This is a genomic window from Buttiauxella sp. A111 (assembly GCF_014189855.1).
Taxonomy (GTDB): Bacteria; Pseudomonadota; Gammaproteobacteria; order Enterobacterales; family Enterobacteriaceae; genus Buttiauxella; species Buttiauxella selenatireducens.
In genome coordinates this window covers 249,859-276,831 of record NZ_BJFN01000003.1, presented here as the reverse complement: position 1 = coordinate 276,831, position 26,973 = coordinate 249,859, and the positions used below count along the sequence as shown (strand labels likewise).

At 49.6% G+C, this 26,973-nt stretch carries 20 protein-coding genes and 6 tRNA genes; 5 read left to right on the top strand and 21 right to left on the bottom strand.

Going from position 1 to position 26,973, the window contains the following annotated elements:
• Positions 1-4: 4 nt before the first annotated feature.
• Positions 5-2,587, bottom strand: a complete 2,583-nt coding sequence (gene leuS, locus BSPA111_RS10620) for a leucine--tRNA ligase (RefSeq protein ID WP_183271130.1) — start codon at positions 2,585-2,587, stop codon at positions 5-7.
• 254 nt (positions 2,588-2,841) lie between these two features.
• Between leuS and BSPA111_RS10615 the strand changes: the two genes are divergently transcribed.
• Positions 2,842-3,324, top strand: a complete 483-nt coding sequence (locus BSPA111_RS10615; protein ID WP_183271129.1) for a zinc ribbon-containing protein — start codon at positions 2,842-2,844, stop codon at positions 3,322-3,324.
• Between the two features lie 37 nt (positions 3,325-3,361).
• Here BSPA111_RS10615 and BSPA111_RS10610 read toward each other — a convergent pair whose 3' ends face one another.
• From BSPA111_RS10610 to miaB, 9 genes are all read right to left on the bottom strand, one after another.
• Positions 3,362-4,087, bottom strand: a complete 726-nt coding sequence (locus tag BSPA111_RS10610) for an amino acid ABC transporter ATP-binding protein (RefSeq protein WP_183271128.1) — start codon at positions 4,085-4,087, stop codon at positions 3,362-3,364.
• Complete coding sequence (gene gltK, locus BSPA111_RS10605) at positions 4,087-4,761, bottom strand: glutamate/aspartate ABC transporter permease GltK (protein ID WP_183271434.1); 675 nt, start codon at positions 4,759-4,761, stop codon at positions 4,087-4,089. Before gltK ends, BSPA111_RS10610 begins: the two co-directional genes overlap by 1 nt.
• Positions 4,761-5,501 carry an amino acid ABC transporter permease gene (locus tag BSPA111_RS10600; protein ID WP_183271127.1) on the bottom strand — a complete coding sequence of 247 codons (741 nt, stop codon included), beginning with the start codon at positions 5,499-5,501 and terminating at the stop codon, positions 4,761-4,763. Before BSPA111_RS10600 ends, gltK begins: the two co-directional genes overlap by 1 nt.
• A gap of 203 nt (positions 5,502-5,704) precedes the next feature.
• Positions 5,705-6,616, bottom strand: a complete 912-nt coding sequence (locus tag BSPA111_RS10595; RefSeq protein ID WP_183271126.1) for an amino acid ABC transporter substrate-binding protein — start codon at positions 6,614-6,616, stop codon at positions 5,705-5,707.
• A 365-nt stretch (positions 6,617-6,981) separates the two neighbouring features.
• Positions 6,982-8,523: an apolipoprotein N-acyltransferase gene (gene lnt / locus BSPA111_RS10590; protein ID WP_183271125.1), complete on the bottom strand. Its 1,542-nt coding sequence runs from the start codon at positions 8,521-8,523 to the stop codon at positions 6,982-6,984.
• A gap of 7 nt (positions 8,524-8,530) precedes the next feature.
• The gene (corC, locus tag BSPA111_RS10585; protein ID WP_183271124.1) at positions 8,531-9,409 is read right to left on the bottom strand and encodes a CNNM family magnesium/cobalt transport protein CorC; all 879 of its coding nucleotides are present in this window, start codon (positions 9,407-9,409) and stop codon (positions 8,531-8,533) included.
• Positions 9,410-9,510: 101 nt separating this feature from the next.
• A complete protein-coding gene (ybeY, locus tag BSPA111_RS10580) occupies positions 9,511-9,978 on the bottom strand; it encodes an rRNA maturation RNase YbeY (RefSeq protein WP_183271123.1) in 468 nt (155 codons plus the stop codon).
• Positions 9,975-11,036, bottom strand: coding sequence for a PhoH family protein (locus BSPA111_RS10575; protein ID WP_183271122.1), 1,062 nt, complete (start codon positions 11,034-11,036; stop codon positions 9,975-9,977). The genes ybeY and BSPA111_RS10575 overlap by 4 nt, the downstream gene beginning before the upstream one ends.
• Positions 11,037-11,229: 193 nt before the next feature.
• Complete coding sequence (gene miaB / locus BSPA111_RS10570; protein WP_183271121.1) at positions 11,230-12,657, bottom strand: tRNA (N6-isopentenyl adenosine(37)-C2)-methylthiotransferase MiaB; 1,428 nt, start codon at positions 12,655-12,657, stop codon at positions 11,230-11,232.
• A gap of 135 nt (positions 12,658-12,792) precedes the next feature.
• Between miaB and ubiF the strand changes: the two genes are divergently transcribed.
• Complete coding sequence (gene ubiF, locus BSPA111_RS10565) at positions 12,793-13,968, top strand: 3-demethoxyubiquinol 3-hydroxylase (protein WP_183271120.1); 1,176 nt, start codon at positions 12,793-12,795, stop codon at positions 13,966-13,968.
• A gap of 100 nt (positions 13,969-14,068) precedes the next feature.
• On the opposite strand, the gene BSPA111_RS10560 is transcribed toward ubiF, so the two are convergent.
• The 11 genes from BSPA111_RS10560 to nagB all read right to left on the bottom strand — a co-directional run bounded on the left by BSPA111_RS10560 (position 14,069) and on the right by nagB (position 20,867).
• Positions 14,069-14,143, bottom strand: a tRNA-Gln gene (locus tag BSPA111_RS10560).
• A gap of 6 nt (positions 14,144-14,149) precedes the next feature.
• A tRNA-Met gene (locus BSPA111_RS10555) sits at positions 14,150-14,226 on the bottom strand.
• Between the two features lie 23 nt (positions 14,227-14,249).
• Positions 14,250-14,324, bottom strand: a tRNA-Gln gene (locus BSPA111_RS10550).
• Between the two features lie 56 nt (positions 14,325-14,380).
• Positions 14,381-14,455: transfer RNA gene (locus tag BSPA111_RS10545), tRNA-Gln, on the bottom strand.
• A 22-nt stretch (positions 14,456-14,477) separates the two neighbouring features.
• A tRNA-Leu gene (locus tag BSPA111_RS10540) sits at positions 14,478-14,562 on the bottom strand.
• 17 nt (positions 14,563-14,579) lie between these two features.
• Positions 14,580-14,656 (bottom strand) — tRNA-Met (locus BSPA111_RS10535).
• Positions 14,657-14,907: 251 nt separating this feature from the next.
• The gene (gene asnB / locus BSPA111_RS10530) at positions 14,908-16,572 is read right to left on the bottom strand and encodes an asparagine synthase B (RefSeq protein WP_183271119.1); all 1,665 of its coding nucleotides are present in this window, start codon (positions 16,570-16,572) and stop codon (positions 14,908-14,910) included.
• A gap of 277 nt (positions 16,573-16,849) precedes the next feature.
• Complete coding sequence (locus BSPA111_RS10525) at positions 16,850-17,602, bottom strand: HAD-IIA family hydrolase (RefSeq protein ID WP_183271118.1); 753 nt, start codon at positions 17,600-17,602, stop codon at positions 16,850-16,852.
• Between the two features lie 62 nt (positions 17,603-17,664).
• Positions 17,665-18,885, bottom strand: coding sequence for an N-acetylglucosamine repressor (locus BSPA111_RS10520; RefSeq protein ID WP_183271117.1), 1,221 nt, complete (start codon positions 18,883-18,885; stop codon positions 17,665-17,667).
• Positions 18,886-18,892: 7 nt separating this feature from the next.
• Positions 18,893-20,041, bottom strand: coding sequence for an N-acetylglucosamine-6-phosphate deacetylase (nagA, locus tag BSPA111_RS10515; RefSeq protein WP_183271116.1), 1,149 nt, complete (start codon positions 20,039-20,041; stop codon positions 18,893-18,895).
• 25 nt (positions 20,042-20,066) lie between these two features.
• Positions 20,067-20,867 (bottom strand): glucosamine-6-phosphate deaminase, encoded by an 801-nt coding sequence (gene nagB, locus BSPA111_RS10510; protein WP_183271433.1) that lies wholly within the window; start codon positions 20,865-20,867, stop codon positions 20,067-20,069.
• Positions 20,868-21,201: 334 nt separating this feature from the next.
• Between nagB and nagE the strand changes: the two genes are divergently transcribed.
• The 3 genes from nagE to chiP all read left to right on the top strand — a co-directional run bounded on the left by nagE (position 21,202) and on the right by chiP (position 26,945).
• On the top strand, positions 21,202-23,223 hold the full coding sequence (gene nagE / locus BSPA111_RS10505) for an N-acetylglucosamine-specific PTS transporter subunit IIBC (RefSeq protein ID WP_183271115.1): 2,022 nt from the start codon (positions 21,202-21,204) through the stop codon (positions 23,221-23,223).
• 197 nt (positions 23,224-23,420) lie between these two features.
• Positions 23,421-25,088: a glutamine--tRNA ligase gene (glnS, locus tag BSPA111_RS10500; RefSeq protein WP_183271114.1), complete on the top strand. Its 1,668-nt coding sequence runs from the start codon at positions 23,421-23,423 to the stop codon at positions 25,086-25,088.
• 459 nt (positions 25,089-25,547) lie between these two features.
• Positions 25,548-26,945 (top strand): chitoporin, encoded by a 1,398-nt coding sequence (gene chiP / locus BSPA111_RS10495; protein ID WP_183271113.1) that lies wholly within the window; start codon positions 25,548-25,550, stop codon positions 26,943-26,945.
• The last annotated feature ends 28 nt before the right edge of the window (positions 26,946-26,973 follow it).

The window sequence follows — 26,973 nt, the reverse complement described above, 5'->3', positions numbered from 1 at the left end:
GCGCTTAGCCCACAACCAGGTTGAGCAGTTTGCCCGGCACGTAAATCACTTTACGTACGGTCACACCCTCAAGATATTTCGCAACCAGATGTTCCTGACCTGCGCGTTCTTGCACTTGTTCTTGCGTCGCATCAGCTGGAACAGTGATTTTGCCACGAACTTTACCGTTCACCTGTACCACGACCAGCAGCGAGTCTTCGACCATTGCCGACTCATCAGCCTGTGGCCATGGTGCGTTGTCGATATCGCCTTCACCGCCCAGAGACTGCCACATATCGAAGCAGGCGTGCGGGGTAAACGGATAAAGCATACGTACAACAGCTAACAGCGCTTCGTTCAGCAGAGCGCGGTCTTGATCGCCATCCTGCGGTGCTTTCGCCAGTTTGTTCATCAATTCCATGATGGCTGCGATAGCGGTGTTAAAGGTCTGACGACGACCAATATCATCGGTCACTTTCGCGATGGTTTTATGAACATCACGGCGTAATGATTTTTGATCTTCGTTCAGCGCGGCAACATCCAGCGCTGGTGCTGCACCACGGCTGGTGTGCTCGTAAGCCAGTCGCCAGACACGTTTCAGGAAGCGGTTTGCCCCTTCAACGCCTGATTCCTGCCATTCCAGCGTCATGTCTGCAGGAGAAGCGAACATCATAAACAAGCGAACGGTATCTGCGCCGTAGCGTTCAACCATCACTTGCGGGTCGATGCCGTTGTTTTTCGACTTCGACATTTTGCTCATGCCAGCATAGACCAGTTCATTGCCCTGTGCGTCAGAGGCTTTGATAATACGGCCTTTCTCGTCACGTTCTACAATCGCTTCAGCTGGGGAAACCCAGTTACGCTCACCGTTAACACCGGTGTAATAGAACGCATCTGCCAGAACCATACCCTGACACAGCAGCTGTTTGGCAGGCTCGTTAGACGTCACCATGCCCGCATCGCGCATCAGTTTGTGGAAGAAGCGGAAGTAAAGCAGGTGCATGATGGCGTGTTCGATACCACCAATGTAAATATCAACTGGCAGCCAGTAGTTAGCCGCTTTGGAATCCAGCATTCCTTTGTCGTACTGCGGGCAGGTGTAGCGCGCGTAGTACCAGGAAGATTCCATGAAGGTGTCGAAAGTATCGGTTTCACGCAGCGCAGGCATGCCATCAACGGTGGTTTTTGCCCACTCAGGATCAGCTTTAATTGGGCTGGTGATACCGTCCATAACCACATCTTCTGGCAGGATAACCGGCAGTTGGTCTTCCGGGGTTGGCATCACCGTGCCGTCTTCCAGAGTGACCATCGGAATTGGTGCGCCCCAGTAACGCTGACGGGAAACACCCCAGTCGCGCAGACGGTAGTTAACTTTACGTTCACCCACGCCTTTAGCAGCAAGTTTGTCGGCAATAGCGTTAAAGCCGTTCTGGAAGTCCAGCCCGTCGAACTCGCCGGAGTTAAACAACACGCCTTTTTCTGTCATGGCTGATGCAGACAGGTCTGGCTCGCTGCCATCGGCATTAAGAATGACAGGTTTGATTTGCAGACCGTACTTGGTGGCAAATTCCCAGTCGCGCTGGTCGTGGCCAGGAACAGCCATCACCGCACCGGTGCCATATTCCATCAAGACGAAGTTAGCGACCCAAACTGGAACAGCTTCGCCAGTCAGTGGGTGAATCGCGTTAACGCCTGTAGCAACGCCTTTCTTCTCCATCGTCGCCATTTCAGCTTCGGCAACTTTGGTGTTGCGACATTCATCAACGAAGGCAGCCAGTTCAGGGTTATTCACTGCGGCTTGTTGCGCGATTGGGTGACCTGCGGCAACGGCCAGATAAGTCACACCCATGAAGGTGTCAGGGCGAGTGGTGTAAACCGTCAGTTTCTCGGCGCTGTTTTCAACGTCGAAAGTAATCTCAACGCCTTCAGAGCGGCCAATCCAGTTACGCTGCATGGTTTTGACCTGATCCGGCCAATGATCCAGCGTATCCAGATCGTTTAACAGTTCGTCAGCGTAAGCGGTGATTTTGATAAACCACTGAGGGATCTCTTTACGCTCAACTTTGGAATCACAACGCCAGCAGCAACCGTCGATTACCTGCTCGTTTGCCAGAACAGTCTGGTCGTTCGGGCACCAGTTAACTGCGGAGGTTTTTTTGTAAACCAGGCCTTTGTTATACAGCTGAGTGAAGAATTGCTGTTCCCAACGGTAATATTCCGGGGTACAGGTCGCCAGCTCGCGGCTCCAGTCATAGCCAAAGCCCAGCGTTTTGAGCTGGTTCTTCATGTAGTTGATATTGTCGTAAGTCCACGGTGCCGGGGCGGTGTTATTTTTTACCGCAGCCCCTTCAGCGGGCAGACCGAACGCATCCCAGCCGATTGGCTGAAGAACGTTTTTGCCCAGCATGCGCTGGTAACGCGCGATAACGTCACCAATGGTGTAGTTACGTACGTGGCCCATGTGTAGTCGGCCAGAAGGATAGGGTAGCATCGAGAGGCAGTAATACTTCTCTTTGCCTTCGTCTTCGGTTACTTCAAAAGTACGCTTCTCTTGCCAGTGAAGCTGTACGTTGGATTCTATCTCTTCCGGGCGATATTGCTCTTGCATGGCAGCCAGTGGTCCTGTGATGAAAGACAGCTACAGGTTGTAGCTTTTAACGTATTAGGTTTCAGATCCGCATAGCATAGCCGATAAGAGTGCTGCAAAACAGCCTTTCAACAGCTGCCATGTCCATTTCTCATTTGCAGTTATTTACGCTGCATGTGTGCAAACTAACAAAGTGGTAGCGGATTAAGGTCTACTATTAGAGCAGGTTACATGAGCTAAGAATGCAGGAAACTCTTCATGGAGGCAGGCAGACGATGAACAAGGTTGCTCAATTTTACCGTGAACTGGTGGCCTCACTCACCGAGCGATTACGTAACGGTGAGCGTGATATTGATGAACTGGTCGCCAGTGCGCGCAAAAGCATGAACGAAACCGGGGAGCTGACGCGTACTGAAGTTGATGAAGTGACGCGCGCAGTCCGCCGTGATCTGGAAGAGTTTGCGCGTAGCTACAACGAAAGCCAGAACGAATTTACTGACAGCGTTTTTATGCGTGTCATTAAGGAAAGTCTCTGGCAGGAACTGGCGGATATCACTGACAAAACTCAACTTGAGTGGCGTGAAGTCTTTCAGGACTTGAATCATCACGGCGTGTATCACAGCGGGGAAGTGGTGGGGCTTGGGAATCTGGTCTGTGAGAACTGCCATTTCCACCTGGCGATTTATACCCCAGATGTGCTGCCTGTTTGCCCGAAATGTGGGCATAACCAATTTAGTCGTCGGCCATTTGAGCCTTAGAAAAGATCGAGCCTTCTGAAGAGAAGGCTCGTTATTTTTAATGCAGGATTTTCGCCAGGAAGTCTTTCGCGCGTTCCGATTGCGGATTATTGAAGAAGTCCTCTTTGTTTGAGTCTTCGACAATTTTCCCTTCATCCATAAAGATGACGCGGTTCGCCACTTTGCGAGCAAAGCCCATTTCGTGCGTGACCACCATCATGGTCATCCCTTCATTTGCCAGCTCGACCATAACGTCCAGTACTTCGTTGATCATCTCGGGATCAAGTGCTGAGGTCGGTTCGTCAAACAGCATCGCTACCGGATCCATACACAACGCGCGCGCGATCGCCACACGTTGCTGCTGGCCGCCGGAAAGCTGGGCTGGGAATTTATCGGCATGCGCCGTCAGCCCCACGCGCTCAAGCAATTTAAGCCCTTTTTTACGCGACTCTTCTTTATTGCGTTTGAGCACTTTCACTTGTGCCAGCGTCAGGTTTTCAATAATCGACAGATGCGGGAAAAGCTCAAAGTGTTGGAACACCATACCGACGTGCGAGCGCAATTCAGCCAGATTGGTTTTTTTGCTGTTCACTTGCGTGCCATTAACAACAATTTCGCCTTTTTGCACGGGCTCCAGGCCGTTTACGGTTTTAATCAGCGTCGATTTTCCGGAGCCGGATGGGCCGCATACCACGACCACTTCGCCTTTCTTCACTTCTGTTGAGCAGTCGGCGAGCACCTGAAAGTGACCATACCATTTAGAAACATTTTTCAGGGAAATCATTACACTGTCCTTTTCTTCAAGTATGTGACCAACAGCGAGGCGCTAAGACTGATTACGAAATAAACCAGACCGGCAAACAGAATCATCTCAACCTGGGTTCCATCACGTTCACCAATGGTTGTCGCGGTACGGAAGAAGTCAGCCAGGCTCAAAACATACACCAGCGAAGTATCCTGGAATAATACGATGCCCTGGGTTAACAGCAACGGCACCATGGCGCGGAAGGCTTGCGGCAGGATAATCAGTTTCATTGACTGCCAGTGCGTCATCCCGAGCGCCAGTGCGGCATTGGACTGCCCGCGTGAAATGCTCTGAATACCTGCGCGAATAATCTCGGAATAGTAGGCGGCTTCAAACATTGAGAACGCGACCATCGCTGAAATCAGGCGGATGTCCGTCTGGGGTGAAAGCCCCAACACTTTTTGCAAGAAACCCGGGACTACCAGGTAAAACCACAGCAGCACCATGACCAGCGGAATTGAACGGAAAACGTTGACGTAGGCGCTCGCAAACCAGGCAATCGGCTTGATTGGCGATAGACGCATAACGGCGAGCAAGGTTCCCCACACAATACCGATTATCACAGCAGTAACTGTAATTTTCAGGGTGATAATCAACCCCTGGATCAGATAAGGCATGGCGGGAAGAATCGAAGTCCAGTCAAAATCGTACATCATTTACCTCCCATGTTGCCAGGCAGGCGAATTTTACGTTCGACCACATACATCACCAGCATAATCACGGCGTTAATCAGCACATAAGCGAGCGTGATGGCCGTGAAGGATTCGTAGGCATGAGCAGAATAGTCCAGCAGTTTACCTGCCTGGGCTGCCATATCGACCAGACCAATGGTTGACGCGATGGCTGAGTTCTTCACCAGGTTCATCATCTCAGATGTCATTGGCGGCACAATCACGCGATAGGCGTTTGGCAGCAGGACATAACGATAGGCTTGTGGGAGCGTCAGCCCCATCGCCAGTGCGGCGTTTTTCTGTCCACGTGGTAGCGATTGAATAGCGGCACGAACCTGCTCACAGACTCGCGCGGCGGTAAACAGGCCGAGGCAAATCATCGACGACAGGAAGAACTGTATATTCGGGTCAAGCTCGGATTTAAACCACATGCCGAGGTTTTCAGGCAGTAATTCCGGCACCACTAAATACCAGGTAAAAAACTGCACGATAAGCGGCACATTACGGAATAGTTCGACATATAGCGTGCCAATGCTCGACAGCCATTTATTAGGAACCGTACGCAAAATGCCGAACAATGAGCCGACAAGGAAGGCGATTATCCATGCGCAGATCGACAGGGCGACGGTGACCTGGAAGCCATTCCAAATCCAGCCCAGATAGGTTGTGTTGCCGAACGGGGCGGGCTGTAGAAATATTCCCCAGTTCCAGTCAATAGACATAACGTACTCCCGGAAAAAAAATGAGGGTAGCAGTAGCGCTACCCTCGAAGATTGATGAGAAGCTTGTACCCGGATTTCAGGTCGTTGCCTGAAATTTATGGAGTACTTTCACGCCGGATGGGGAACGGCCATCCAACGCATAGTCTGTCCGAGCTTCAGTTCGTCAATCGGGAGGGCTGGGTCATCCCGGCCCTTGGTTCTAATTAGTTTAGTGCTTTATCATTCGGCTCTTTGAACAGGGCTTTCATGTCGTCAGACAAAGCGAAGTTCATATTGATATTTTTCGGTGGAATTGGGTTCATGAACCACTTATCAAACCACTTAGCGGCAACACCCGACGTTTGCACCTGAGCGATGGTGTCATCCATCAACTTCTTAAAGTCAGGGTCGTCTTTACGCAGCATACAGCCGTACGCTTCACGTGATTGCGGAGTGCCAACGATTTCCCAGTTATCCTGTTTCTTCGCTTTAGCGCGTTCACCGGCCAGCAGAGCATCATCCATCATAAAGGCGACAGCACGACCGCTTTCCAGGGTGCGGAAAGAGTCACCGTGGTCTTTGGCGCTGATAATGCGCATATCCATCTTCTTCTCTTCATTCAGCTTGTTAAGCAGTACTTCAGAAGTGGTGCCAGAGGTCACAACGACCGCTTTACCTTTCAGGTCAGCAAAGTCTTTAATTTCGCCACCTTTCTTAACCAGCAAACGCGTACCCACCACGAAGATGGTGTCGGAGAATGACGCTTGTTTTTGGCGTTCCAGGTTGTTGGTTGTTGAACCACACTCAAAATCGAAAGTGCCGTTTTGCAGCAATGGAATACGGTTCTGAGAGGTAATAGGGATTAATTTAACCTGAAGGTCAGGTTTATTGAGTTTCTTCTTCACTGCTTCAACGATGGCGTTGGAATAAGCCTGTGAATAACCCACAACTTTTTGTTCGTTATCGTAGTAAGAGAATGGGACGGAGGATTCACGGTGACCGACAACAATAACGCCATTAGCGGCAATCTTATCAAGAGTACTTTGCTGAGCCGCAGGTTTTGCATCTTCAGCGTGCGCGATACCCGCACCTAAACCCATAACCAACAAAGCCGAGGCCAGTTTACGTAATTGCATTACCAACTCCTTTTATTAATGCCACAGGGCATTGATACCTGATGTGAGTGTTGTTTTGTTATTGTGTGCAACTGAATAAGCTCAATTCTTCGTCTTTTGTTAACATTTAACCTAGCTTAATGTAAAGATTTTGCTAAGAAGATGTTTATTTTTGCGAACCATGCCGCACCGTTTAAAGGCAAAAAAACCTGTTTGCACTACTTTGGTGCTTGCGGTGTCATTATTTGGTGCAACTCAATGCATCGTGCTGCCCATAGGGATTAGCTTCAGCATTTTGTTTGTTTCTAATGAGTAAATGTTTGCAAAGGTTGTGCCAGAAATAAAAAAGGCCAGCAATCGCTGGCCTTTTTTATGATGGTGCAGAATCAGGGTTTGTGGCGACTACGCAGTGCCAGCAGAACAGACGCGAAACCAAAGACTAGCGTGACAAACCACAGTGGCCAATGACCGAAACGGGCGTAAGGCGTGATGCCACTCGTTGGCGTGACCTTCGCTTCCAGCACCTCGCGAGTAAACTGCGGGATCATCGCATCGACGTCGCCATCAGCATTAATCACGGCAGTAATGCCATTATTGGTGCTACGCAGCAATGGACGCCCTAGCTCAAGCGAACGCATTCGTGCCATCTGGAAGTGCTGCCACGGGCCAATAGACTTACCGAACCACGCATCGTTTGAAATAGTCAGCAAGAAGTCAGTGTCGGGGCGGAAGTTATCGCGAACTTGTTCACCGAGGATAATCTCGTAGCAAATAGCCGGCGTGAGCTTAATGCCGTTGGATGTGAGCTGTGGCTGGATATACGGCCCACGGCTAAATGACGACATGGGTAAATCAAAGAACGGTGCCAGCGGGCGGAGGATGGACTCCAAAGGCACAAACTCACCAAACGGCACCAGGTGATTCTTGTTGTAACGATCGGTGCTGTTGTAGTTGTACTGATTACCTTCACCGAGCGTGATAATGGTGTTGTAGGTATCGTAACGGTTTTGCTTATTTAAACGCGCGTCAACAATACCGGTAATCAGCGAGCTGTGCTTAGAGCGCATCAGATCGTCCATCATCGTCAGGAATTGCTGTTGGTTTATCTCAAGGTCAGGGATCGCGGACTCAGGCCAGATAATGAGCTGGGATTTCCCCATTTGAGGCTGAGTTTTATCAAGATAAATCTTCAGCGTATTCAGCAACTGGTTTTCGTCCCATTTAAGGGATTGCGGGATATCGCCCTGAACCATCGCTACATCAACAACGCGTTTAGGTTCCGCCTGATACCATTGAATTGAGCGTAATGGCCATGGCAGAAGCAGCAATGCGGTGGCAATAAGCGCGGGACGCCAGTTTCGCTCGTGTAGTGCATACACGACGAGTCCGCTGATAATCATCAGCAAGAAGGTGACACTTTCGACGCCGAGGATCGGGGCAATACCTTTGAGTGGACCATCAATCTGGCTATAACCAAACTGCAACCACGGGAAGCCCGTTAATACCCAACCGCGCAAAAACTCAGTGAGTTGCCATAGCATTGGAGCCGCAATAGCCACTCGCCACCAGGTGGTTTTCGGGCATAGCTTGCTGAGGAAGCCACCAAACAAACCGGTATACAAAGACAAATAAGCGGCAAGTAAGACTACCAAAAAGACATTCACCGGGCCTGGCATACCGCCAAACTGCGCGATGCTGACATATACCCAGTTTATGCCTGAGCCAAATAGCCCCAGTCCCCAGAAGAAACCAATCCAGGCGCTCTGAATAGGGCGTCGATTCAGTGTCAGTCCCTGAAGCCCTGCCAATGAAATAATCGCGGCAGGCCAAAAATCGTAGGGGGAGAAAGCCAGCGTTCCGCAGGCACCAAAAAGCAGCGCCAGCAGCAAGCGTACGCGCTGGCGTTGAAGGAGTAGGGCTATAGCCATCTTTGAATTAATCTTCCAGTTTCGGTTGTGGCGAGTCGTCCGGAATTCTGACATGAACCTGAATAACACGGCGGCTATCTGCCATCGCGACTTTAAACTGATAACCAGCAATTTCTATGGTTTCGCCACGGGCAGGTAAGTGGCCAAAGGCCTGCATGACTAATCCACCAATGGTATCCACTTCGTCATCATTGAAATGGGTAGCAAAGGTGTCGTTGAAATCTTCGATTGAGGCCAAAGCACGAACCGTCCAGGTATGGCGGCTTAGCTGGCGGAAATCGCTGTCTTCCTCGTCGTCGTATTCATCTTCAATTTCCCCAACAATCAGTTCGAGAATATCTTCGATGGTGACAAGTCCGGAGACGCCGCCAAACTCATCAATCACAATCGCCATGTGGTAGCGCTGCTGACGAAACTCTTTGAGCATGCGGTCAACACGCTTACTTTCCGGCACAACAACTGCCTGACGTAACACTTTTTCCATGCTAAATGGCTCGGTATCGCTGCGCATAAACGGCAGCAAATCCTTAGCCATCAGAATCCCTTCGATATGATCTTTGTCTTCACTGATCACCGGGAAGCGGGAGTGCGCGGATTCGATGATCACATCGAGGCATTCGTCCAGCGTCTGGTTGTGTTTGAGCGTTACCATTTGAGATCGAGGGATCATGATGTCGCGAACGCGTTGGTCAGCGATATCCATAACGCCTTCGAGCATGTCGCGGGTATCCTGATCGATCAGATCGTTTTGCTCAGAATCACGGATGAGTGTCAGCAGATCATCACGGTTTTTAGGTTCACCGTGGAATAGCTGGTTGAGAATCAGGGAAAAGAATCCCTTCTTACTGGCAGGCGTGTCACTGTTTTGTGAGTTGTCGTCGCTCATGGCGTTTGGTTTTATTACCTCATGTTCGTTACTGATAAACAGGCAGTTTAGTGAAACGCTGCCTGTTGATATTTGCTTTGCAGGGTTAATCCCTACAGAGACTATTCTTTCTCGGCAATGTACGGATCAGCATACCCAAGAGCAAGCATTATCTCTGTTTCCAGGGATTCCATCTCTTCGGCTTCTTCATCCTCAATATGATCATAGCCAAGCAGATGTAGACTGCCGTGGATAACCATATGTGCCCAATGAGCATCTAGCGGTTTTTGCTGTTCTTTTGCTTCTTTCTCCACAACCTGACGACAAATAATCAGGTCCCCTAATAATGGGAGTTCAATGCCTGGAGGGGCTTCAAACGGGAATGAAAGCACATTGGTGGATTTATCTTTCCCACGGTAAGTAAGATTCAGATCGTGGCTCTCAGCGTCGTCCACCAGGCGAATCGTCACTTCTGACTCTTCCTGAAATTGTGGGATGACCGCATCAAGCCAGGTCTGAAATTGTACTTCCGTCGGTAAGCCGCTTGCGTCTTCACATGCGACCTGTAAATCCAGTATAACCTGACTCATTTACTCTCCTGAGCGGCGGCATTAATCGCCATCGCTTCTCGCTTGCGCTCTGCTGCGAGTTCATCTTTACGAACCTGTTCTGCGTTTTCCCACGCTTCATAGGCATTCACAATGCGAGCCACAACCGGGTGGCGTACTACGTCTTCGCTATTAAGGAAGTTAAAGCTGATTTCATCGACCTCTGCCAGCACTTCAATGGCGTGGCGCAGGCCAGATTTTAGATTTTTCGGTAAGTCGATTTGGGTGACGTCGCCGGTAATCACGGCTTTGGAATTGAAGCCAATACGCGTCAGGAACATCTTCATCTGTTCGATGGTGGTGTTCTGGCTTTCATCCAGAATGATGAAAGCATCATTGAGAGTACGGCCACGCATGTACGCGAGCGGAGCGACCTCAATCACGTTACGTTCCATCAGTTTTTCTACGCGCTCAAAGCCGAGCATCTCAAACAACGCGTCATACAATGGGCGTAAATAAGGATCGACTTTTTGGCTTAAATCACCAGGCAGGAAGCCCAGTTTTTCACCGGCTTCCACCGCCGGGCGGGTTAGCAATATGCGGCGAATATCCTGACGTTCCAGCGCATCAACGGCGGCAGCAACCGCAAGATAGGTTTTACCCGTACCCGCAGGGCCAACGCCAAAAGTAATGTCATGGTCGAGAATATTGGCGATATATTGCGCCTGGTTTGGCGTACGCGGTTTGATAACACCACGTTTAGTTTTGATGTTTACCGCTTTGCCGTACTCTGGAACGCTTTCCGCAGACTGCTCCAGTACACGGATCTCTTTTATGGCGAGGTGGATTTGTTCAGGTGAAATATCCTGAGTTTCGCCACGCATCGGCGCGGTATCCACGTACAGATTGCGCAGAATATCTGCAGCGGCATTCACTAAAATCGGGCGGCCCGTGAGCTTGAAGTGATAATCGCGACGGTTGATCTCGATACCCAGCCGACGTTCAAGCTGCTTGATGTTGTCATCAAATGGGCCACACAGGCTTAGCAGACGCGCATTGTCTGCGGGTTCTAGCGTAATTTCACGTGTTTCGATGTTCAAACTTATCCTCGGGGTCACTCTGGGCCAGTTGAAGGAATTGCTGCATTAACGCAGGCCATAAAAAAGATTATTTACGGCGAGGGCAGATGGTGCAAGCCTGGTTTTTGATATTTGGGTGGCTGCTTCGCAATGCAAGTGCAAACAATGAAAATGCCCGAGCAGCTTCAAAATGCAGCTCGGGCATTGGGTGAAATTAAGGCTGATAAATCCCAACGCCGATATCATTCTCTTTACGGCTACGGGCAATGACAGATTCCGGAGACTGTGCAATACGCAGCCCCATCTCATCTTCAGTGCGGACGACCTTACCGCGCAGTGAGTTGTTCGTCGCGACCTCCGTAATTTCGACATCCACAAACTTACCGACCATATCCGGGGTGCCTTCAAAGTTGACCCCACGGTTGTGTTCGGAACGCCCGGTTAGCTCCATTACGTTTCTGCGCGAGGTGCCTTCCACTAAAACGCGTTGAATGGTGCCGACCATCTTGCGGCTGTACTCCATCGCCTGTTGGTTGATGCGGTCTTGCAGAATGTACAGACGCTGCAATTTCTCTGATTCTGGAACATCGTCAACCATATCGGCGGCAGGCGTGCCTGGGCGTGCTGAGAACACAAAGCTGTAACTGACGTCAAAGTTAACATCAGCAATCACTTTCATGGTTTGCTCAAAATCCTGCTGGGTTTCGCCAGGGAAGCCAACGATAAAATCAGAACTGATCTGAATATCAGGGCGTACCGCACGTAGCTTGCGAATAATCGATTTATATTCCAGCGCGGTATGAGTACGACCCATCAGGTTCAGCACTCGGTCGGAACCGCACTGAATCGGCAGATGCAGGAAGCTCACAAGCTCTGGTGTATCACGGTAAACTTCAATGATATCGTCAGTAAATTCAATTGGATGGCTGGTGGTGAAGCGAATGCGGTCAATACCGTCAATCGCTGCAACCAGACGCAGCAATTCAGCAAATGAACAAATACCGCCATCGAAAGAAGGACCACGATAAGCATTGACGTTCTGGCCGAGCAAGTTAACTTCGCGTACACCTTGTGCAGCGAGTTGGGCGATTTCGAATAGCACGTCGTCGGCTGGGCGGTTCACTTCTTCACCACGGGTATAAGGCACCACGCAGTAAGTACAATACTTGTTGCAGCCTTCCATAATAGAAACGAAGGCTGTCGGGCCATCTGCTTTCGGCTCTGGCAGACGGTCAAACTTTTCGATTTCCGGGAAACTGACGTCGACTATCGGGCTGCGATTACCACGAACTTTGTTGATCATTTCGGGCAAGCGGTGCAGCGTCTGCGGCCCGAAAACGATATCAACATAATGCGCTCGGCTACGAATCAACTTTCCTTCCTGGGAAGCCACACAACCGCCGACACCGATAATGATGTCGGGATTTTTTCGCTTTAAGAGTTTCCAACGGCCCAGCAGATGGAAAACTTTTTCCTGGGCTTTTTCACGTATGGAGCAGGTATTAAGCAGCAATACATCCGCTTCTTTTGGATTATCTGTGAGGGTATAGCCATGCGTGCTGTTCAGCAGATCGGCCATCTTCGATGAATCGTATTCGTTCATCTGACAGCCCCAGGTTTTTATATGGAGTTTTTTTGTCATCGACTTGCCATTGCTCAGTTAAAGCCAGGAATTCAGGCCGCGTATTGTAATGCTTTGGCCTTGATGTGACCAGCCTACGAAACCTGCGCAAAAATCCGGTAGAATCAGGATAGACAATTTAAGGACAAAATCATCATGTTGAACCAGACAATAGATGTTGCGGTAGTCGGCGGAGGGATGGTCGGAGCGGCAGCCGCTCTGGGTCTTGCGCAAAATGGTTTTCAGGTGGCGGTGATTGAACATCAGGCTCCTGCCGATTTTGATGCCACAAGCCAACCCGATGTGCGTATCTCGGCCATCAGCAGTGCGTCAGTGGGCCTGCTGAAATCTCTCGGCGTGTGGCAGGCGGTTCGGTCAATGCGCTGCCATGCTTATCGCCAACTTGAAACCTGGGAGTGGGAAAGCGCACACGTTAGCTTTAATGCCCACGAACTCGGATTGCCAGAGCTGGGTTATATGGTTGAAAACCAGGTTTTACAGCTTGCGCTTTGGCAGGCGCTAGAGGCTCATCCAAACGTTACGCTGATGTGCCCCGCGCAATTGACAAGTCTGCACAGTGAAGCAGGGCAGTGGAAATTACAATTTGCTGAACAGCAGAGCTTAACTGTGCCGATGGTGATTGGTGCAGATGGTGCAAATTCGCAGATTCGGCGTTGGGCAGGAATAGGCATTCATGCGTGGCAATATCGCCAGTCCTGCATGTTAATCACAGTGAGGTGTGAGTCTTCACCCGGCGACAGCACCTGGCAGCATTTTACACCTGCTGGCCCGCATGCATTTTTGCCGTTATTCGATAATTGGGCTTCACTGGTCTGGTATGACTCTCCTGCGCGGATTCGCCAGCTACAGAATATGACGATGCCACAGTTACAAAAAGCGCTGGAAGCCAGTTTCCCTGAACGTTTAGGCAAAGTGATGCCCGTTGCCAGCGGTGCATTTCCTCTGACTCGTCGGCATGCGTTGCATTACACGCAGCAAGGTTTAGCGCTGATTGGCGATGCGGCTCATACTATTCATCCGTTAGCGGGGCAGGGCGTGAATCTCGGTTATCGCGATGTGGAAGCGCTGTTGGATGTAATGATTAACGCGCGCAGCTACGGTGAGAACTGGGCAGATGCGAGAGTACTGAAACGCTACCAGACACGGAGACAGGCGGATAATTTCCTGATGCAGAGCGGTATGGACCTGTTCTATGCGGGGTTCAGCAATAACTTAGGGCCGCTGCGAGTGATTCGTAACTTAGGGTTAATGGCGGCTGAGCGCGGTGGCGTGCTTAAACGTCAGGCGCTGAAGTATGCATTAGGTTTATGATTGAGTGAGATATCGAGGAGCGGGTAACCGCTCTTTTTTTTGCCTGATATTTACCAGAAGCAGAAAAGCGAAAAGCTCGCCGAAGCGAGCTTTTCTTTTTTGGCTGGGGTACGAGGATTCGAACCTCGGAATGCTGGTATCAGAAACCAGAGCCTTACCGCTTGGCGATACCCCAAAAATATGGTGGCTACTACGGGAATCGAACCTGTGACCCCATCATTATGAGTGATGTGCTCTAACCAGCTGAGCTAAGTAGCCAAATTGTAAAACTATTTTTCGACTGGCTGGGGTACCTGGATTCGAACCAGGGAATGCCGGTATCAAAAACCGGTGCCTTACCGCTTGGCGATACCCCAACTGAGGGCGCACAAAACTAACGTGCTATGTCGAAAACTGCTATGTCAAAAAAAAGTGGCTGGGGTACCTGGATTCGAACCAGGGAATGCCGGTATCAAAAACCGGTGCCTTACCGCTTGGCGATACCCCATCCGTGCAACGTTATAAGGAAATGGTGCGGGAGGCGAGACTTGAACTCGCACACCTTGCGGCGCCAGAACCTAAATCTGGTGCGTCTACCAATTTCGCCACTCCCGCGCTAAAAAAAAGAATAATGGTGGCTACTACGGGAATCGAACCTGTGACCCCATCATTATGAGTGATGTGCTCTAACCAGCTGAGCTAAGTAGCCTTCTTTTTTTTCACGTCACCTTATCGGCGTTGCGGGGCGCATTATGCGTAGTTGGACTTCTAGCGTCAACAAATTTTTTCCCGAAAAGTGGCTGAAATTGTCTGTTTGACCAGCTTCCGAACAGCTTGGTGCAATATTCGTCAATTATCGGTTATTTCGTAGTTTTATTTAGTGAAAAACCCCGAACAAGGTTGCGGAATAATATAGAAATAAAAACGGGCCCGTAGGCCCGTGTGGTCAAAATTGTTCACTTATTTATAAGCAGACTGGTGCACACCGACGGCACGACCTGATGGATCATTCATAGTTTTGAACGCTTCATCCCATTCAATGGCCTTAGCAGAAGAACAAGCAACGGATGGGCCACCTGGAACACACTGCGCAGCGCTTGGCAGCGGGAACAACTCTTCGAAGATCTCGCGATACAAATAGGCTTCTTTAGAGCCTGGCGTGTTGTAAGGGAAACGATAGCTTGCGGTTTCCAGCTGTTGATCGGTCACCTGGCCCGCTGCCACTTCTTTCAGGGTGTCAATCCAGCTGTAACCTACACCATCAGAGAATTGCTCTTTCTGACGCCATGCAACGCTTGCTGGCAGATAGGATTCAAAACATTCACGCAGAATATGTTTTTCCATCTTACCGTTGCCGCACATTTTGTCTTTCGGGTTAATACGCATCGCCACATCCAGGAATTTTTTGTCCAGGAACGGCACGCGAGCTTCAACGCCCCAGGCAGACATCGCTTTGTTAGCGCGAGCACAGTCAAACATATGCAGCGCTTGCAGCTTACGAACCGTCTCTTCATGCAGCTCTTTGTCGTTTGGCGCTTTATGGAAGTACAGGTAGCCACCAAACACTTCATCAGAACCTTCACCAGACAGCACCATTTTGATGCCCATTGCTTTGATTTTGCGTGACATCAAATACATCGGGGTGGAGGCGCGAATGGTAGTCACATCGTAGGTTTCAATGTGATAGATAACATCGCGAATCGCATCCAGGCCTTCTTGCACCGTGAAATGAATTTCGTGGTGAACCGTACCCAAGTGGTTTGCTACTTCTTGTGCCGCTTTCAGGTCAGGGGAACCGACCAGGCCGACCGCAAAGGAGTGCAGCTGTGGCCACCAGGCTTCAGAACGCTCTTCATCTTCTACACGACGAGCAGCAAATTTCTTGGTGATGGCAGAAATAACGGATGAATCCAGACCACCAGACAGCAACACGCCGTACGGCACGTCAGACATCAGATGGCTTTTCACGGAATCTTCCAGCGCCTGACGCAATTCATTCTTGTCGGTGACGTTATCTTTTACTGCATCGTATTCGAACCAGTCACGCTGATAATAGCTGCGGATTTCACCGTCTTTGCTCCACAGGTAGCTGCCAGCAGGGAACTCTTTAATGGTGCGGCAGACCGGAACCAGGGCTTTCATTTCAGATGCAACATACATGTTGCCGTGCTCGTCATAACCCATATACAACGGGATGATGCCGATATGGTCACGGCCAATCAGGTATGCATCCTGCGTTTCGTCATAAAGAATGAAGGCGAACATGCCCTGCAGATCGTCGAGGAACTCCGGGCCTTTTTCTTCATACAGCGCGAGGATCACTTCACAGTCTGAGCCTGTCTGGAATTCATAACGGTCGCCGTATTCTGCGCGCAGAGCCTGGTGGTTGTAGATTTCACCGTTCACCGCCAGAGCGTGAGTTTTTGCTTTGTTGTATAGCGGCTGAGCGCCTGCATTAACGTCAACAATAGAGAGACGTTCGTGAACAAGTATGGCTTTCTCGTTAGCATAAACGCCTGACCAGTCAGGGCCGCGGTGGCGCATCAGGCGAGATAACTCGAGCGCTTTTTTACGCAATTCGACCGCATCGGTCTTGATATCCAGAACACCAAAAATTGAACACATAGAACTCTCTCCGTAATGCTTCTTTGAGCCATTAAACTGTTATGTTGCGTTGCATGATTATGAAAATGCGCAATCATTGACGGGAATGCAAGTCCTTTAGTCTTTCAGGGGTAAATAGTTCAATGACGATTGTCGATTACTGAAAAATGATGAGGAAATGAGCGTAATAATTAGCGGATCGGTAATTTTTGGTAAAATCACCAGGTTGGCATTCAGTGAGAGGGGAAAAGATTGTTGAATCGGTAAAACGCCCGGCGAAACCCGGGCGAATGACGAATTAAATGATATCGACTTCAGCCACTGACGGGTAAATCCAGGAAGGGCGGAACGGCATGGCATCTATGTCGTTTAAAGTCGAAACCCCTGACAGCACCAGAATCGTTTCTAAACCCGCCTGGAATCCAGCGAGAATATCCGTACGCAGGTTATCGCCAACAATCACAGTGTGTTCGGAATGGGCCTGCATTTTGTTGAGCGCGGCGCGGATAATCCACGGGCTTGGTTTGCCCACGACAAAGGGTTTACGGCCAGAAATTTTTTCGATACCCGCACACAGCGCACCACAGGCGGGATAGTAACCGCGGCCATGAGTGTCCGGATTGGTAGCAATAAAACGCGCACCGTTTGCCACAAAATAGGCGGCCTTATGCATCATTTCCCAGTTATAGGAACGGGTTTCACCGACGATAACAAAATCAGGGTTGATGTCAGTGATGGTGAAGCCTGCTTTATATAGCTCGTGAATCAACGCACCTTCGCCCACCACGTAGGCTTTTTTCCCTTCCTGACGGCGCAGGAAATCGGCGGTTGCCATCGCTGAGGTATAGAAAACGCTGTCAGGCACATTAATTCCGGCAGAGGCAAAGCGGTTGGCCAGGTCCTGGCCGGTTTGCGACGGATAGTTGGTCAGCAGGACCAGTGGCATCCCTTTTTCCATGATGCGTGCTAAAAATTCATTAGCACCTGGTACGGCGGCGTTGTCGTGCATTAGCACGCCGTCAATATCACAAATTACATTCTGAATGGTCATTGACTACTCGGGCTCACCTGAAAAGAAGGCGTAACTATAGCGTAAAAAGGGGGCTTATTGGGCTAACTTTCCAGCAAACGCTGCAGCAGCACGCCATTTAGCATCGAGCGTTTCACCAAAGCAAACGCACCAATGGCTGACCGGTCATCGAGTTTAGAGCGTACAACAGGCAGGTTTTTACGAAACGCTTTCAGTACCTGAGTGTTGATGCAGCCTTCAATAGCAGGCAAAAGCACTTTCTCGGCTTCGATGATTTCCCCGGCAATCACCACTTTTTGCGGGTTAAACAAGTTAATCGCAATAGAAATGGCTTTACCCAAATGACGGCCAACGTGTTCAATCACTTCGCAGGCCAGAGGATCGCCTTTGTTAGCGGCTTTGCATATAGCGGCGATATCGCAATCTTCAAGCGTCAGGCGGCTGTTGTAACCCTGCTCAAGAAGGTGACGCACACGATGTTCGATTGCTGCGTTGGCGGCAATGGTTTCCAGGCAACCGAAGTTTCCGCAGTGGCAGCGTTCACCTAAAGGATCAACTTGAATATGACCAATTTCACCAACGTTCCCGTTGCGGCCGATAAAAATTCGCCCATTCGATAAGATCCCAGCCCCCGTACCGCGGTGAACACGCACCAAAATGGAGTCATCACAGTCGTGCGTTGCACCAAAGTAGTGCTCGGCAAGGGCGAGGCTACGGATGTCATGGCCTACATAACAGGTCACTTTGAAATGTTTTTCAAGGCTATCGACCAGCGACCAGTCATTAACCTGGATATGTGGCATGTAACGAATCACGCCGCTTTCTGGATCGACAAGACCAGGCAGTATCACTGAGATGGCGATCAGCTCACGCATTTTGCGCTGGTTTTGCTCGATAAATTGAGAAATAGCCATGAGCAACGCGTGCTCAAGTGTTTCCTGGGTACGTTCAGGAAGGGCGTAATGCTCTTCGGCAAGCGGTTTTGCGCTTAGGTCAAATAGCGTGATGGTGGCGTCATGGCGACCAAGACGAACACCAATGGCATGGAAATTTCGGGTTTCAGTGATAATTGAGATAGCGCGGCGACCTCCGGTGGAGGCCTGTTGATCAACTTCTTTGATCAAGCCGCGCTCAATTAGCTGGCGAGTAATTTTTGTGACGCTGGCAGGTGCAAGCTGGCTTTGCTCGGCAATCTGAATGCGGGAGATTGGCCCATGTTGGTCAATCAGGCGGTACACTGCCGCGCTATTCAGTTGCTTTACCAGATCGACATTACCAATTTGAGCCTGTCCGCCAGTCGTCATGCCTTAATTACTCAGTTACGACCTCGTTACCATTAACGAATGTCTTGGTGATTTTAAAATCGCGGGTAAAGGCCGTGAGGTTGGCGACTTTGCCTGCTTCGATAGTACCTAATTGCTGCTCAACACCCATCGCACGGGCTGGGTAGAGAGTGGCCATACGCAAGACTTCGTCTAAGGCGATGCCTGCATGCTCGACCAGGTTACGAACCCCTTCAATCATCGTCAGGGCAGAACCGCTCAGCGTGCCATTCTCGTCTACACATAAACCATCACGGTAGTATATTGTTTTTCCTGCGAAAATGAACTCATCGATATTCGCGCCCGCCGGAGCAGTTGCATCGGTGACCAGGCAAAGTTTATCGCCCTTAACCTTTTTCGCCGTACGAATGTTGGCATAGTCCACATGTAAACCATCGGCAATGATACCGCAGTAAACATCTGGCTCATCAAAAATTGCACCTGCAAGCCCCGGTTCACGGCCAGTAATGTATGGCATCGCGTTGAAAAGGTGGGTTGCGAAGGTAATGCCAGCGCGGAAACCAATTTTGGCTTCTTTTGCTGTCGCGTTGGAATGGCCGGCAGAAACGATAATGCCAGCAGCGACCAGTTTGCTGATCACTTCAGGTTCAACCATTTCTGGCGCCAGAGTGACTTTGGTGATCACATCTGCGTTTTGACAAAGGAAATCGACCAGTTCTGCGTCAGGTTTACGCACATACCCTGGGTTATGCGTCCCTTTTTTCACCATGTTTAGCCATGGACCTTCAAGATGCAGACCGAGTGCCTGGTGCTGATACTTCGCCAGATAGTCGCGCATCACTTTCACGCCTTGCTTCATCAGCTCATCGCTGCTGGTGATAAGCGTCGGCAGGTAGCTGGTGCAACCAGAACGTTCATTGGCTTTCTGCATGATTTCCAGCGTTTCAACGGTAACCGCATCGGCGGAATCGTTGAACTGCACACCGCCACAGCCGTTGAGCTGCACATCAATAAAACCGGGGGCGATGATTGCACCGCCCACATCGCGAATCTCAATACCCGCAGGGAGATCTGAGCGCGAGCAAACGCGTTCAATCAGGCCGTTCGCGATAATAACCGCGTGATCATCAAGAATTTCATGGCCGGTATAAATCCGACCGTGAGTTAATGCAAACATAGTTACCCCCGGTGAAAATTAATGCTTAAAGATCTTTGATGTTTTCAGCTTCGAGCTCATTGAAGTACTTCAGCGTCTTCACTTTGAGTTCCATGGTGGACGGCTCATCACAAACCACGACTGCTTTAGGATGCAGTTGCAGACAGCTAATGGTCCACATGTGATTCACGTTACCTTCCACAGCCGCTTGCAGCGCTTGCGCTTTCAAATGGCCGAGCACCAAAATCATCACTTCTTCTGCATCAAGCAGTGTACCCACGCCAACAGTCAGCGCATATTTTGGCACTTGAGACACATCGCCATCAAAGAAACGGGAGTTTGCAACACGGGTGTCATGAGTCAGCGTTTTGATACGAGTACGAGATGCCAGAGAAGAAGCTGGTTCGTTGAATGCGATATGACCATCGTTGCCTACGCCACCCATAAACAGGTGAATTTTACCGTAAGAGCGAATTTTTTCTTCATAACGGCGGCACTCTGCGTCAACATCTTCGGCGTTGCCATTCAGCAGGTTAATATTTTCTGCTGGGATATCAACATGATCAAAGAAATTGCGGTGCATGAAAGTATGATAGCTTTCTGGATGCTCTTTTGGCAGGCCAACGTATTCATCCATATTAAAGGTGACGACGTTTTTAAAGCTAACCTGGCCCGCTTTGTGCATCTCTACCAGCGCTTTGTACGCTTCAAGAGGAGTACCGCCGGTTGGCAGGCCCAGCACAAAAGGGCGATCCGCAGTCGGATTAAACGCATTGATACGCTTAACGATATGGCGTGCTGCCCATTTGCCAACTTGAGCTGGGGTAGCCAGGGGAATCAGTCTCATCATTCACCTCATAAGTTAATAGAAAACAACTTTAGCCAGATTGATTGTCCGACCCCTCTAAGGGTAACCCAGTTTCAAACTGGCCATAACGGGATCAATCTGTCTTGATTTTTCGAATGATAAAATAAGTTTTAGTCGATAGCTAGCAAGAGGGGAGTGCAATAACAATATTTGGTGATTTTAATCACAAAAAAAGGGTGTTTAATTTGCGATACGAATTAATTTTTCACACACTCATAAAGTTGGCGAATCATCGTCATGCTTTCAAGGTTTGTTACACAATAATAAAACTGCTTTGAACGAGCCTTAACGGGGTCTCATAGGGGGAATTAACGTGAGTATTCTAGGTTATATGCAAAAGGTTGGCCGTGCGCTGATGGTGCCGGTAGCCACACTACCAGCCGCAGCCATTTTAATGGGTGTCGGTTACTGGATTGACCCGGTTAGCTGGGGTGGTGATAGCGCATTAGCTGCGTTGTTCATCAAATCTGGTGCTGCAATTATTGATAATATGGGGGTGCTGTTTGCCATTGGTGTGGCTTACGGTATGTCCAAAGATAAAGATGGTGCTGCTGCACTAACCGGCTTTGTCGGTTTCCTGGTTTTGACAACGCTGTGTTCACCAGCGGCTGTTGCCATGATCAAGCACATTCCGGTGGATCAGGTTCCATTCGCGTTCTCTAAAATTCAGAACCAATTCGTGGGTATTCTGGTCGGGATTATCTCCGCAGAGTTGTACAACCGCTTCAGCAGCGTTGAGTTGCCGAAAGCGTTGTCCTTCTTCAGCGGACGTCGCCTGGTACCGATTATCACCTCTTTTGTCATGATCGCTGTTGCATTCATCATGATGTTTATCTGGCCAATCGTTTTCGGCGGCCTGGTGAACTTTGGTGAGCACATTCAGAAGATGGGTTCGATTGGCGCGGGTGTTTACGCGTTCTTCAACCGTCTGTTGATTCCAGTCGGTCTGCATCATGCTCTGAACTCTGTATTCTGGTTTGATGTTGCGGGTATCAACGATATCCCTAAATTCCTCGGCGGCGCGAAATCTATCGCTGAAGGTACAGGTATTGTAGGTATTACTGGTCGTTATCAGGCTGGCTTCTTCCCAATCATGATGTTCGGCCTTCCAGGTGCTGCACTGGCGATTTATCACTGTGCACGTCCTGAAAATAAAGCGAAAGTACTGGGTATTATGATGGCGGGTGCATTTGCTGCCTTCTTTACAGGTATCACCGAACCGTTGGAATTCTCCTTCATGTTCGTGGCTCCAGTGCTTTATGTGATTCACGCAGTGCTGACTGGTATCTCTGTATTTATCGCAGCCAGCATGCATTGGATTGCAGGTTTCGGCTTCAGTGCGGGTCTGGTGGATATGGTGCTTTCTTCCCGTAACCCACTGGCGACTCATTGGTGGATGCTGATCCCACAAGGCCTCGTCTTCTTCGTTATCTACTACGTTGTGTTCCGCTTCACTATCACCAAGTTCAACCTGTTAACTCCAGGACGTGAACTGGCGGTTGCGGGTGATGAAACTGATGGTCAGGACGTGAATGTTAGCGGCAATACCAACCAGGACGTTTCTCAACTGGCTCGTCAGTACGTTGCGGCGGTAGGCGGTTCAGCTAACTTGACCGGTATTGATGCATGTATCACTCGTCTGCGTCTGAACGTGAAAGACTCTTCATTGGTTAATGAAGCGTTGGCAAAACGTCTGGGTGCAACCGGTGTTATCCGTCTGAACAAAACGAGCGTGCAAATTATCGTAGGTTTTGTGGCTGAGAAAATTGCTAACGCAATGAAAACAGTCGGTGATGTCCCTGCTGCGGCACCGGTTAGTGCTGTTGCTCCAGCGGCCGTTGCGACAAAACCACAGGCTGTGCCAAATGCAGTAACTATCGCCGCACTGGTTTCACCAGTAACGGGTGATGTCGTTGCGCTTGAGCAGGTTCCTGATGAAGCCTTTGCAAGCAAAGCGGTAGGTGACGGTGTTGCTATTAAGCCAACAGAGAAAACTGTTGTCGCGCCAGCCGCAGGTACTATCGTAAAAATCTTTAATACCAACCACGCGTTCTGTCTGGAAACCGAAAAAGGCGCCGAGATCGTTGTCCATATGGGCATTGATACCGTAGCACTGAACGGCCAGGGCTTTACCCGTCTGGTAGAAGAGGGTGCTGAAGTGGTTGCAGGCCAGCCGATTCTGGAAATGGATCTTGATTTCCTGAACGCAAATGCTCGCTCCATGATTAGCCCAGTGGTTTGCAGCAACATTGACGACTACAGCGGTCTGGTTATCCAGGCACAAGGTTCAGTGGTTGCGGGGCAGACTCCTCTGTACGAAATTAAAGGCAAATAATCGCTCCTGAGTCTTAGATTGTGCCTTCAGCGGCTGGCGACTTTTTCGTCAGCCGCTTTTTTATTGCCCTTTTCATGACTTACTCAATCACTTCCCGCCAGTCACCCATCCTTATTTATGCAACTAAAGGTTGTTTCCGACGCCTGCTTATTAGATCATATGCCGTTAACGAAAGTTTATGCACTGAGGAACCCGCGATGAGTGAGGCTGAAGCCCGCCCAACTAACTTTATTCGCCAGATCATTGATGAAGATTTGGCTAATGGTAAGCACAACAGCATTTGCACCCGTTTTCCGCCAGAGCCAAACGGCTATCTGCATATCGGTCATGCAAAATCTATCTGCCTGAACTTTGGTATCGCACAAGATTATCAAGGCCAGTGCAACCTGCGTTTCGATGACACAAACCCGGTAAAAGAAGACATCGAATACGTAGAATCAATTAAACAAGATGTTGAATGGCTTGGTTTTCATTGGTCAGGCAATGTGCGCTACTCTTCCGATTATTTCGATCAGCTGTTCAACTACGCAGTTGAGCTGATCAGTAAAGGTCTGGCGTATGTTGATGAACTGACTCCAGAGCAAATCCGTGAATATCGCGGCTCATTGACCTCGCCTGGTAAGAACAGCCCATTCCGCGATCGTACCGTTGAAGAAAACCTCGCGTTGTTCGAGAAAATGCGTAACGGTGAGTTTGCCGAAGGGACTGCGTGCCTGCGTGCGAAAATCGACATGGCCTCGCCGTTTATTGTGATGCGCGATCCGGTTATCTATCGCATTAAGTTCGCCGACCATCACCAGACCGGCAACAAGTGGTGCATCTACCCGATGTACGACTTCACGCACTGTATTTCCGATGCGCTGGAAGGTATTACGCACTCCTTGTGTACGCTGGAATTCCAGGACAACCGTCGTCTGTACGACTGGGTGTTGGATAACATCACGATTCCTGCGCACCCACGTCAGTACGAGTTCTCGCGCCTGAATCTCGAATATTCCATCATGTCCAAGCGTAAGCTGAACCTGCTGGTGACGGAGAAGGTTGTAGAAGGGTGGGATGACCCACGTATGCCGACCATTTCTGGTCTGCGTCGTCGTGGTTACACGGCTGCTTCTATCCGCGAGTTCTGCAAGCGTATTGGTGTGACCAAGCAAGACAACACCGTTGAAATGGCGTCTTTGGAATCTTGTATTCGTGATGACCTGAACGAGAACGCCCCGCGTGCGATGGCCGTGCTCGATCCGGTGAAAGTGATCATTGAAAACTTCCCGCAGGGCGAAGTTGAAATGGTGACCATGCCTAACCATCCGAATAAGCCAGAGATGGGTAGCCGTCAGGTGCCATTCAGCCGTGAGATTTACATTGACCGTGCTGATTTCCGTGAAGAAGCGAATAAGCAATACAAGCGTCTGGTGCTGGGCAAAGAAGTCCGTCTACGTAATGCATATGTGATTAAAGCCGATCGCGTAGAGAAAGATGAATCAGGGAATATCACCGTGCTGCATTGTTCCTATGATCCAGACACTTTGAGCAAAGACCCGGCTGATGGCCGCAAAGTGAAAGGCGTCATTCATTGGGTCAGCGCAGAACACGCTTTACCTGTTGAAATTCGTCTTTATGACCGTCTGTTCAGCGTAGCGAACCCAGGTAGCGCGGAAGATTTCCTTGCAACGATTAACCCTGAGTCTCTGGTTATCAAGCAAGGTTTCGTGGAACCGAGTCTGCAAAACGCAGAAAAAGGCAAAGCGTATCAGTTCGAGCGCGAAGGTTATTTCTGCCTTGATAGCCGTTATGCAACCGCTGAAAAACTGGTATTTAACCGTACCGTTGGGTTGCGTGATACCTGGGCTAAAATAGGCGAATAAAAGAAATCGTCTTATAAAAACGCCGCAATTAGCGGCGTTTTTTTTGCGTTATATTCACCTGTATATCCATTTTTCCATATTCGCGATGCGAATTAATGTTATTTAGACTCCGCCCGTTTTTCTTTCATTTGGTCAATCTGAGAGCATAATAAATTCTTCGTTTGAGTGTGTGAGCGCTCTCATTTCGAGCTTTGTCTGTAAATAGTCTCAATATCCAGCATAAACATCTTGAGTCGTCATTTGTTACAAATACTCATAGATTATGTGCTCTCTGTCATAATATCGGAATGAACTCTTACAAAATCGTTGATAATTCGCGTCGCGAAAAATAGTCTTGTGGTGAGCAGTAATGCGGGAAAATTTTTATAACCGCTTTAGCCGTTAGGCATTTTTACTTTTTTCGCTTAGTGACGTCTTTTAACGTCCGGCGATTATTTATACGTCAAAGAGGAATTTTATATGCGTACGTTTAGTGGCAAACGTAGTGCGCTGGCGCTTGCAATCGCAGGTGTCACGGCTCTTTCAGGACTGGTTGTCATCCCTCAGGCTAGTGCAGCAGGTTTTATTGATGATTCAACTATGACCGGTGGTGTTTATTACTGGCAACGTGAGCGTGACCGTAAAGACGTCACCACAGATAAATACGAAACTAACCTCGCACACGCTACATGGAACGCCAACCTGGACTTCCAGTCTGGTTATGCCGCAGACATGTTTGGTCTGGATCTCGCGGCCTTTACTGCTATCGAAATGGCAGAAAATGGCAACAGCGGCCACCCGAACGAAATCGCATTTTCCTCTTCAAACAAAGCTTACGATGAAGATTACTCCGGCGATAAGAGCGGGGTGAGTCTTTATAAAGCCGCAGCTAAATTCAAATACGGTCCCGTTTGGGCTCGTGCAGGTTACATCCAGCCAACCGGTCAAACACTGTTAGCACCGCACTGGAGCTTCATGCCTGGTACATATCAGGGTGCCGAAGCTGGGGCAAACTTTGACTACGCCGATGCCGGTGCGCTGAGCTTCTCCTACATGTGGACCAACGAGTACAAAGCTCCATGGCACCTGGAAATGGACAAGTTCTATCAAAATGATAAGAACACCAATGTTGATTATCTGCACTCGCTGGGTGCGAAATATGACTTCAAAAATAATCTGATTCTTGAAGCTGCATTCGGCCAGGCCCAGGGGTATGTAGATCAGTACTTCACCAAAGCAAGTTACAAATTTGACGTGGCTGGCAGCCCGTTATCAACCAGCTATCAGTTCTACGGCACGCGTGACAAAGTTTCCGACGGCAGTGTCAACGATCTGTATGACGGTACTGCATGGTTGCAGGCTTTGACTTTCGGGTACAGAGTGGGCCAGGTTGACATGCGTCTTGAAGGTACCATTGTTAAGGCAGACGGCCAGCAGGGTTACTTCCTGCAACGTATGACCCCAACTTATGCCTCCTCTAACGGTCGTCTGGATATCTGGTGGGATAACCGTTCTGACTTCAACGCCAACGGTGAAAAATCATTGTTCGCAGGTGCTATGTATGACCTGAGCAACTGGAACCTGGCGGGTTGGGCTGTGGGGGCTTCTTATGTTTACGCATGGGATGCTAAACCAAGCTCTAAACCAACAACTGACGGTTACTACGATGCTGACAATCGTCTGAAAGAATCTGCGTACAGCCTTGATGCGCTGTACACCATTCAGGATGGCCGTGCGAAAGGCACACTGTTCAAACTTCACTTCACTCAATACGACAACCACTCCGACATCCCAAGCTGGGGCGGTGGTTACGGCAACATCTTCCAGGATGAGCGCGATGTTAAGTTCATCGTCATCGCTCCGTTTACCATTTTCTGATTTGATTCCGGGCGTTAACGCGCCCGGT